Origin of the sequence: Mucilaginibacter sp. (genome assembly GCF_039207105.1) — a bacterium.
Classification (GTDB): Bacteria; Bacteroidota; Bacteroidia; order Sphingobacteriales; family Sphingobacteriaceae; genus Mucilaginibacter.
This window is the reverse complement of record NZ_JBCECK010000309.1, coordinates 1-2,284: the sequence shown is the minus strand read 5'-3', so window position 1 is coordinate 2,284 and position 2,284 is coordinate 1. Positions and strand designations below refer to the sequence as shown.

The following is a 2,284-nucleotide window of genomic DNA, read 5'->3' as shown; positions in this document are numbered from 1 at the left end:
CTAACCCGCGGGCAGCCTGAGATCGTCGATTACATTCTTCGCTATGTAAAAAATCTCAGCTGGTCGTACTCCCTTGCCGAGGTAGAGCAATACATTTTTGAAAAGATCATCTTCGCCGGTATCCGGGACAATACAGGCCAGATCATCCTGCCTGAAAATCCAATATTCCAGGAGATCAAAAATGATATCATCATCGTCAACGGCAGTGCACTTCAATGGCTGAAAATGCGCCCGGAAAATATGTACAACTTAAAGCCGCGCGAATTTGAGGAGGTAATGGCCGAACTTTTGGAAAAAAGAGGTTATAAGGTTGACCTCACCCAGGCTACCAGGGACGGGGGTAAAGACCTGATCATCGCAAGGCACGACGATATCGGGAACTTTATTTACTACGTGGAATGCAAACAATATCGTCAAGATCGGCCAGTTGGTGTTAACCTTGTGCGGGAATTAGCGGGTACGGTTGATGCAGATAAAGTAACAGCCGGAATCATGATCACCTCTTCCTATTTCTCGCCGGATGCCGTAGACTTTTCCAATAAATCAAAACACCGCCTAAGCCTGGTCGATTACATCAAGCTGCGTGAATGGTTAGCGAAAATTTAGCGCTGTTATCAAAACAGCGCTAATTGTACCCGGCTTACCTGGAAAGCAGCTATCGCTTTCAATGTCTTTTGTAATACATCCTGTTTATAATTCGTGGTATCGCTGTTACCAATATATTTCAACATATCAGCTTTTAATTCGGCTAAAGCCGTATTCAAACAGACCTCACGGTTAGGATATTTTTTGCAGAAAACGCAGAGCGGCCCGCTGGCACCCGCCACGCCGTAACTACGGCTCAAAGCATATGCCCAGGTACCGTTCGGCCCGCGCCCGATGCGGATGCTGCTTTTCTCCATTTCGATCTCTTCAAACTCCAAAAATTTAGGAGCAGCGAACCAACCATATTGATTAAAGGCTATCTCCGTAAAGCCGAACTCCAACGCTTTTCGATGCTCATTTACATTCATCAGTATCTGGCGCAAGCTGTCACCAAATCCGGCGAACCAATTCAACTTTTCCAGGTCGCCACTAGCGATAGCAGCACTTAATTCTCCTAACAGCTCACGCTCATAAGCCATCGCGCGGCCAGCGATATAGTCGTCGATATCGGGTTGGGATTGCAGGGTCAATGCGAACTTTTCCATAAGCTAAAGTTTTTTAAGGCATTCCCGCGCAGCCCGGCCTGTCTGTCAAGGGCCGCGGCAACGCCGCGGTTTATGTACCCTTGACGGACAGGTTGGGTCTGCGCTACCTTTGCCTGCGTTAAAAACTTTAGCTTGTGGAACCAAGGAACGCCCTGCGGCCCAACTCCAGCGCCGCCATCAGCGTTGCCGCTTTGGCCACGCCGATGCCCGGAAAACTGCAAAGCTGCTCCGCCGTCATTTCCGGCAATGCTGACAGATCGCCTTGCAACGAGCGGGTGATCTTTTTACAGAGATCTAATACTGAAATTTCCGACGTACCGGTACACAACAGAATGGCCAGCAACTCTTCCGCTTTTAAAGCCCGCGCACCCAGCGCATGCAACTTCTCGCGAGGCCGTTCATATTCAGCCAATGCTTTCATACCCTTAGGCTCTTTGACCACCTCCATTGTGCCCCGCTGGGATTCCAGTTCTCCATAAGCCAAACGACTCAACACCATCGACAAGGCTTCAACGAATTGCGCCAGGTCTTCTTCCCATAACTGGATCGTGCGCCGGTAACGCTGAGGGTCATTCGAAAATGATTCGCTTGAAGTGATCAGTACAAAGTGGCTTTCGTTCGCTGCTTTTTTAACATCAATAAAATAATGTTTCCGTCCGTGACTAAAGCTTTCCGTCGCCAGGGTTGGGTATTTTGTTTTAACTGCTTCCATGACCATTTAATTAAATCCATTACAAAACTGCCCTATCTTTCAATCAAAAGCACGAAATTGCTGTTAATTAAACGTTTATATCCGTTTCAATTGGACTATGACAGCAGAAACGCCAATCGACCAAAATAAAAACTGCCAGGAATGCGGCCTACCATTAGGGCCCGGTCGTGAAGACAGAAAATTTTGTAATGATGTTTGCAGAACAGCATTTAATAATAAGCGCAGAAGCCATTCTACTATCAAAAACCAATCGCCTCAGCTATTTGGAAAAGAAACCACCGATACGAGAAAAATATATGAACGGTTGCTAAAAAACCGGGAGATCCTTTATTACCACGAACAAATACTAGGCGATGAAATAGCCTATCGTGATTTATTAGGC

At 46.9% G+C, this 2,284-nt stretch carries 3 protein-coding genes and 1 pseudogene; 2 read left to right on the top strand and 2 right to left on the bottom strand.

Annotation, left to right across the window (positions count from 1 at the left end; translation table 11 throughout):
- On the top strand, positions 1-606 hold a 606-nt coding region (locus tag AAGC65_RS25970), incomplete at its 5' end, for a restriction endonuclease (RefSeq protein ID WP_343115360.1).
- 8 nt (positions 607-614) lie between these two features.
- Here AAGC65_RS25970 and AAGC65_RS25965 read toward each other — a convergent pair.
- Both AAGC65_RS25965 and AAGC65_RS25960 read right to left on the bottom strand, forming a co-directional pair.
- Positions 615-1,190, bottom strand: a complete 576-nt coding sequence (locus AAGC65_RS25965) for a hypothetical protein (RefSeq protein ID WP_343115359.1) — start codon at positions 1,188-1,190, stop codon at positions 615-617.
- Between the two features lie 127 nt (positions 1,191-1,317).
- Positions 1,318-1,902 carry a UPF0758 domain-containing protein gene (locus AAGC65_RS25960; protein WP_343115358.1) on the bottom strand — a complete coding sequence of 195 codons (585 nt, stop codon included), beginning with the start codon at positions 1,900-1,902 and terminating at the stop codon, positions 1,318-1,320.
- 97 nt (positions 1,903-1,999) lie between these two features.
- Between AAGC65_RS25960 and AAGC65_RS25955 the strand changes: the two are divergent.
- A pseudogene (locus tag AAGC65_RS25955) lies at positions 2,000-2,284 on the top strand (hypothetical protein); the annotation flags it as partial.